The organism is Synechococcus sp. R55.4 (genome assembly GCF_047461935.1).
Lineage (GTDB): Bacteria > Cyanobacteriota > Cyanobacteriia > Thermostichales > Thermostichaceae > Thermostichus.
The window spans coordinates 20,348-27,044 of record NZ_JANSIF010000046.1 but is presented as its reverse complement, the minus strand read 5'-3'; the positions used below and the strand labels follow the sequence as shown (position 1 = coordinate 27,044).

The following is a 6,697-nucleotide window of genomic DNA, read 5'->3' as shown; positions in this document are numbered from 1 at the left end:
TCTGGTAGAGCAGAGCAGGCTCAGGGCTACTGAAAGCCCGCTCCGTACCGCTTAGCGGTCGGAGCCGGGTAGTTTACTGCTGCCTATCCATTACGCCCAAGTCTGGTCACTCTTGAGGGTAATGGGGGAGCAAAAACCTATTGGTTGAATGCATGGGATCCCAACCGGCGGGCCACCAGGGCGGGAAGTTGAGCCAACGGGATCCCTTCCAGAACTTCTGCCGCAAAAGCGCAGGTGAGAAGTTGCCTGGCCTCAGCTTGGGGAATACCCCGGCTTTGCAGATAAAAGATCTCTTCCGCCTCCAGTTGGCTGACGGTGGCCCCGTGGGCACACTTGACGTTGTCGGCAAAGATCTCCAGTTGTGGCTGGGTGTTGACCCGCGCTTTGGGGCCTAGGAGCAGGTTGCGGTTGGTCTGGGCGGCGTCCGTCAGTTGGGCCTCTCGGCTCACCAGAATCCGTCCGCTGAAGACCGCATGGGCCGTCTCGTCCACAATGCACTTGTGCAATTGGCGGCTGCTGCCGTGGGGGGCCTGATGCACCAGGCGGGAGTGGGTGTCGCTGTGCTGGGATCCCTTCAGCAGCGTTAGCCCCTGCAGTTGGGTGTGGGCCTGGGGCTCTACCTGGGCAATCTCCAAGTTGTGGCGGGAAAACCGGGATCCCCACTGAATCGCCTGGAGGCGGTAGTGGCTGTTGCGGCTTTGGCGCACGGCGGTCTGGTTGATGTGAAAAGCCTGAGACCCCTGCCGCTGCAGGATCACATGGTGCAAGCGGGATCCCTCTGCCAGGGCGATCTCCGTAACCGCGTTGCCAAAGGGGATCCCGGATCCCAGGGATACATGATCTTCGATCAGCGTGAGGGAGCTGTGGGCTTGCAAAGACAGCAGGCAGCGGGGCTGGGCCAAAACGGCCTCTCCCTCAGGAGCCACCGTTATGAACAGCAGGTGCAGCGGTGACGGAACTTCCTGGCCGGGCTGTAGGCCAATCTGGATCCCATCTCCCAGATGAGCGGTGTTGAGGGCCGTAAACACATCCGTCTTGGCCAGGGTTTGCAGCAACTCCCCTGGGGCTTGGGCTAAAGGGATCACCTGCAAAGCGGTGGGCAGGCCGCTCAAATCAGAAAGCTGGGGGGCAAAGTAGCCGTTGACGAACACGGCGCGGCTATAGCTGGCTTCCGGCCAAAGCCAGGGCTCTAGGGTTGCCGCATCCAGAGCCGGATCCGCCGCGGCAGCCAGGCGAAACTTGTGGGCCAGCAGTGGCGAGAGATCGCTGTATTTCCAATCCTCTTCCCGTGGGGTCGGGATCCCCAGTTCGGCCAATTGGGCGCGGGCCTGCTGCCTAAGGGTGGTGTAGGGATCCTGCCTTTCGGGGATTTGGCCGAGGATGTGCTCCAGGAATAGGCGGCTCTCTGGGGCGAAAGGTTTGGGCAAGGTGGCGCTCATCCCTCTTCCTCCCGCCGGGATGTTGCGGCTGCTGATTCTTGGCCCAACTGAGTTTTGATCCAGTCGTAGCCCCGTTCTTCCAGCTCCAGCGCCAAGGTCTTGTCCCCGCTGATGACAATACGCCCCCCTTCCATCACATGCACGTGGTCGGGGGTTACATAGTCCAGCAAGCGTTGGTAGTGGGTGATCAAGAGCATGGCATTCTCAGGGCCGGCCAGTCGGTTGATGCCGTGGGCCACAATGCGCAGCGCGTCGATATCCAGACCGGAATCCGTCTCGTCCAAAATGGCCAGCGTAGGCTCCAACACCGCCATTTGCAGGATCTCGTTGCGCTTTTTCTCGCCGCCGGAAAAGCCCTCATTCACAGAGCGCTCCAAAAAAACGGGATCCATTTTGACAATATCCAACTTTTCCCGTACCAGGTCGTCAAAATCCAGAGCATCCAGTTCCGGCTGATCCCGATATTTCTGGCGAGCGTTGTAGGCGGCGCGCAGGAAATCCAAGTTGCTCACCCCTGGGATTTCGATGGGGTATTGAAATGCCAAAAAGATCCCTGCCCAAGCCCTCTCTTCTGGCTCCATCTCCAAGAGATTTTTTCCCAGGTAGAGGATCTCGCCCCCCGTCACCCTGTAGTCAGGGTGGCCGGCTAAGATCTTGGAAAAAGTGCTTTTTCCAGAGCCATTGGGGCCCATGATGGCGTGGATTTCTCCGGCGCGAATTTCCAGGCTCAACCCCTTGAGAATGGGGGTGCCGTCGATCTCGGCGCTGAGATCTCGAACGGATAAGATGACAGGGCTGTTTTCACGGATCATGGCTAGACTCTAGGGTTGACACCGAAGGGCAGGAGCTGAAAAGTTAAGGGATCCCTAAACCAGGTTTGGATTTTGGGCCTAAGGATCCCCTATAGCTCTATTGGGAGTGGCGATTGAGGATATCCCGGATCTCTGTCAGCAAAACCACTTCTGGTGGGGGCAATGTGGGAGGAGATTCTTCCTCCTTTCGCTGTAGGGTGTTGATCGCCTTCACCAGTAAGAAGATGGCAAAAGCGATAATCACAAAATCAAACACAGCTTGCAGAAAGCTACCGTAGTTAATCGTAACTGGGTCTTCAGGACTTCCACCGATTTTCCAGACCAAGTTCTGGAAGCTCACTCCACCAATCATCAAGCCTAAAACTGGAGTAAACAGATCTGCTACAAAAGAAGTCACAATCTTCCCAAAAGCACCTCCAATAACAACGCCAACAGCCAAATCTAAGGCATTGCCCCGGCTGATGAACTTTTTGAACTCCTCCAGAAATGCCCTCATGGGGAACTTCTCCTGCCTAGCCTTACGGTTCAAAACTCCTTGATTATCCCCTCTCCCCCCCTGCATCCATGCGCTGTTTGCAACGTCGCCAAGCCCTTGGGCCGCCTCTGGCTTCAGGGGATCACAGCCCTCTGCCTTGGGAGTTACCTAACCCCTTACCCTTCTCCTGAAAATGGCAGCGCCTGCTCCCACAGCGTGTCAGCGGCCTCGCCCACTTGCTCAGCTTCACGTCGGGAACAATCCCCTAGCCGACGGATCCCTCTAACTTCAGGCTCAGCAACCGATCGGCTTCTACGGCAAACTCCATCGGCAATTGGTTGAACACCTCTCGGCAGAAGCCGCTGATGATCATGGACACGGCATCTTCCATGCCGATCCCGCGCGACTGGAAATAGAACAATTGCTCCTCTCCAATCTTGGAGGTGGAAGCTTCGTGCTCCACTTTGGTGGTGTTGTTTTGCACCTCAATATAGGGGAAGGTGTTGGCGCTGCACTGATCCCCAATCAACATGGAATCGCACTGGGAAAAGTTGCGGGCACCTTCCGCTTTCGGCCCGATTTTGACCAGGCCGCGGTAGCTGTTTTTGGAGTGCCCAGCCGAGATCCCTTTGGAGATAATTTTGCTGCGGGTGTTGCGGCCCACGTGAATCATCTTGGTGCCGGTATCGGCCTGCTGGTAGTGGTTGGTGAGGGCAACCGAGTAAAATTCGCCCACCGAGTTTTCCCCCACCAGCACACAGCTGGGGTACTTCCAGGTGATGGCGGAGCCGGTCTCCACTTGCGTCCAGGAGATCTTGGAGTTTGCCCCCTGACACAGGCCGCGCTTGGTTACAAAGTTATAAATGCCCCCTTTGCCGTTTTCGTCGCCGGCATACCAGTTCTGTACCGTCGAGTACTTGATCTCGGCATTGTCTAGGGCGATCAGCTCCACCACCGCCGCATGCAGTTGGTTGGTGTCGAACATGGGGGCAGTACACCCTTCCAAGTAGCTGACGTAGGATCCCTCGTCGGCAATGATCAGGGTGCGCTCAAACTGGCCCGATTCGCCGTTGTTGATGCGGAAATAGGTGGAGAGCTCCATCGGGCAGCGCACCCCTTTGGGCACATAGACAAAGGAGCCATCGCTAAACACCGCCGAGTTCAGCGCCGCGTAGTAGTTATCGGCAATGGGAACCACACTGCCCAAGTACTTGCGCACCAGCTCCGGATACTCCCGCAGCGCCTCTGACATGGAGCAGAAAATCACGCCTTCCTTGGCCAGCTTTTCCCGGAAGGTGGTGGCTACCGAAACGCTGTCGAAGATGGCATCCACCGCCACATTGGCCAGCCGCTTCTGTTCAGACAAGGGGATCCCCAATTTCTCGAAGGTCTCCAACAGCACCGGATCCACTTCGTCCAGGCTCTTTTTCTTGGGCTGCACCTTGGGGGCCGAGTAGTAGACAATGTTTTGGTAGTCAATGGGCGGGTAGCTGACGTTGGGCCAGGTGGGCTCGCTCATCTTCAGCCACTGGCGGTAGGCCCGCAGCCGGAACTCTAGCATAAAGTCCGGCTCCCCTTTCTTGGCCCAGATCTGCCGAATCACCTCTTCGTTCAAGCCTTTGCCAATCGACTCAGAGGGGATGTCGGTTACAAAGCCGTACTTGTAGGGCTGGTTGACCAGGGCGCGGACACTTGTAGACATGGATGGCTCTCAGAGAGTGACAGGGTAGAAACGCGACCAAGCTAGATGGCCAAATAAAACAACAGAGTTGTTGTTTAACTGATCCTCAGGTTACTTTAGCAATGATCCCGTTGTCAAAATAGCAGAGAGCTGTGCTGGCAGCGGCAGCCGATTAACCCAGTCTAACCAGGAGGGCGAGGGTGGACAGCACGCGCAAGATCACCGGGCAGGTCGCTCAACCCGCTTCGAGTAAGCAGGCCATCTTGGTCTACCTGCGCAAGGCGGGGCAGGCCAACGCCCAAACGCTGGCAGAGCACCTGCGCATTTCTCCCCAGGCCATCCGCCGCCACCTCAAGGATCTGGAGGCAGAGGGGTTGATCCAACATATCGCTCAACCCAATGGCCTAGGCCGCCCCCAGCATCTCTATCAGCTCAGTCCCTTGGGAGAAGAGCAATTTCCCGCCAGCTACGATGAGTTTGCCCTTGGTCTGCTCAACACCCTGGCCGAAACTCTGGGATCCGAGCAGATGGGATCCCTTCTCCACCACCAGTGGCAGCGCAAAGCCCGGGAGTATCAGGCCCAGCTGGGATCCGGATCCCTGCGGGAGCGGCTGGAGCGTTTGGTGCAGTTGCGCCAGGCAGAGGGTTACATGGCGGAGTACTACCCCTATCCTGCCGACCTGACTGTGCCGATGGCAGCAGAGGGATCCGAGTATTACGTCGAGCAGTATGTGTTGGTTGAGCACAATTGCGCCATTGCCCAGATTGCCCACACCTTTCCCAGCGTCTGCGGCCACGAGCTGGAGATGTTTGCTGCCGCCTTGCCCGATTGCCGAGTAGAGCGCATCACCTGGCAGGTGCAGGGAGAACACCCCTGCGGCTACTGGATTGCCAAGCCGGCGGCTCGGTCGGCTTAAGACTTCCCGCTGGTCTCTCCGCCAGGAAACCGGATCCCTGAGGTGTCAAACGAGGTTTTTTCGGGTATAGTTATCTCGTACAGGTTTTAAGTTTGCTCTCCGCATGGTCTGGCGCGCTTCCTTTTTTGGCTACTTTACCTTTCCCTGGCAACGACCAGGGCGGAAGGGTGGCGCGTAAACTAAAGACCTAGGTTTACCCGAGTCAGTCCTGAAGCCCTGAGCCCAGCGCCAGGGCTTTTTTGATGGCTCGACGACCCCATCCACCCACTTGCACACTAAGGACAGTTCCATGCCCCCCCAAACCGACAATTGCAACATCCAAGAGGTGACTCCCTTGATTGCCCCTGCTGCTGTCAAGGCCAAGCTGCCCCTTACGGAAACGGCAGCGCAAGTGGTGCTCTCCACTCGGCAAGCCATCCGCGACATCATCCACGGACGGGATCTCCATCGCTTGGTGGTGATCGTCGGCCCCTGTTCCATCCACGATCCCGCAGCGGCTCTGGAGTATGCCCATCGCCTCAAGCGGGTGGCCGACCAAACTCGGGAGCACCTGGTGATCGTTATGCGCACGTATTTTGAGAAACCCCGCACCACGGTGGGCTGGAAGGGCCTGATCAACGATCCCCACCTGGATGGTTCGTGCGACATTGCCACCGGCTTGCAACTGGCCCGTTCCATTCTCCTGCAGATCAACGAGCTGGGCCTGGCCTGTGCTACCGAGATGCTGGATCCGGTGACCCCTCAATACACGGCGGATCTGGTGAGCTGGGCGGCCATTGGCGCCAGAACCATCGAAAGCCAAACTCACCGGGAAATGGCCAGCGGTCTCTCCATGCCTGTGGGCTTCAAAAACGGCACCGATGGACGGCTGGAAATCGCTCTCAATGCCATCCTCTCCGCCAGCCATCCCCACAGTTTCTTGGGCATTGGCCAAGATGGCATGACGGCTTTGGTAAAAACCACCGGCAACCCGGATCGACACATTGTGTTGCGGGGGGGAGGGGGCAAGACCAACTACGGCCCGGAAGATGTGGCGCGGGCAGCACTGCTGATGAAGGATCAAGGGATCCCTCGCTCGGTGATGGTGGACTGCTCCCATGACAACTCCCACAAAAATTACCGCAACCAGGGATCCGTCTGTCGGGCGGTGCTACAGCAGTACCAGGCGGGGCAGCGGGCTTTGATGGGACTGATGCTGGAGAGCAACCTCTATCCGGGCAAGCAAACCTGGCATGAGGGGGCACCGCTCCAGTACGGGGTTTCCATCACCGATGGCTGCATCGGCTGGGAAGAGACGGAAGATCTGTTGCGGGAGATGGCGGCGACCGTAGAGGGAAGAGCGTTGGCCCTCAGCCGCTGAGGGACGGGGATCC

At 58.0% G+C, this 6,697-nt stretch carries 6 protein-coding genes; 2 read left to right on the top strand and 4 right to left on the bottom strand.

Going from position 1 to position 6,697, the window contains the following annotated elements:
- Positions 1-137 precede the first annotated feature (137 nt).
- The 4 genes from sufD to sufB form a co-directional block, all read right to left on the bottom strand.
- Entirely contained in the window at positions 138-1,439 is a 1,302-nt protein-coding gene (sufD, locus tag NW842_RS10795; protein WP_414418015.1) for a Fe-S cluster assembly protein SufD, read from the bottom strand.
- Positions 1,436-2,251: a Fe-S cluster assembly ATPase SufC gene (gene sufC / locus NW842_RS10790; protein WP_414357843.1), complete on the bottom strand. Its 816-nt coding sequence runs from the start codon at positions 2,249-2,251 to the stop codon at positions 1,436-1,438. Before sufC ends, sufD begins: the two co-directional genes overlap by 4 nt.
- 97 nt (positions 2,252-2,348) lie before the next feature.
- Complete coding sequence (gene mscL, locus NW842_RS10785) at positions 2,349-2,747, bottom strand: large-conductance mechanosensitive channel protein MscL (RefSeq protein WP_011431004.1); 399 nt, start codon at positions 2,745-2,747, stop codon at positions 2,349-2,351.
- Positions 2,748-2,991: 244 nt separating this feature from the next.
- Entirely contained in the window at positions 2,992-4,428 is a 1,437-nt protein-coding gene (gene sufB, locus NW842_RS10780) for a Fe-S cluster assembly protein SufB (protein WP_414375444.1), read from the bottom strand.
- 179 nt (positions 4,429-4,607) lie between these two features.
- Between sufB and sufR the strand changes: the two genes are divergently transcribed.
- On the top strand, positions 4,608-5,324 hold the full coding sequence (sufR, locus tag NW842_RS10775; protein WP_414357848.1) for an iron-sulfur cluster biosynthesis transcriptional regulator SufR: 717 nt from the start codon (positions 4,608-4,610) through the stop codon (positions 5,322-5,324).
- A 289-nt stretch (positions 5,325-5,613) separates the two neighbouring features.
- Entirely contained in the window at positions 5,614-6,684 is a 1,071-nt protein-coding gene (locus tag NW842_RS10770; RefSeq protein WP_414357850.1) for a 3-deoxy-7-phosphoheptulonate synthase, read from the top strand.
- Positions 6,685-6,697: the final 13 nt, after the last annotated feature.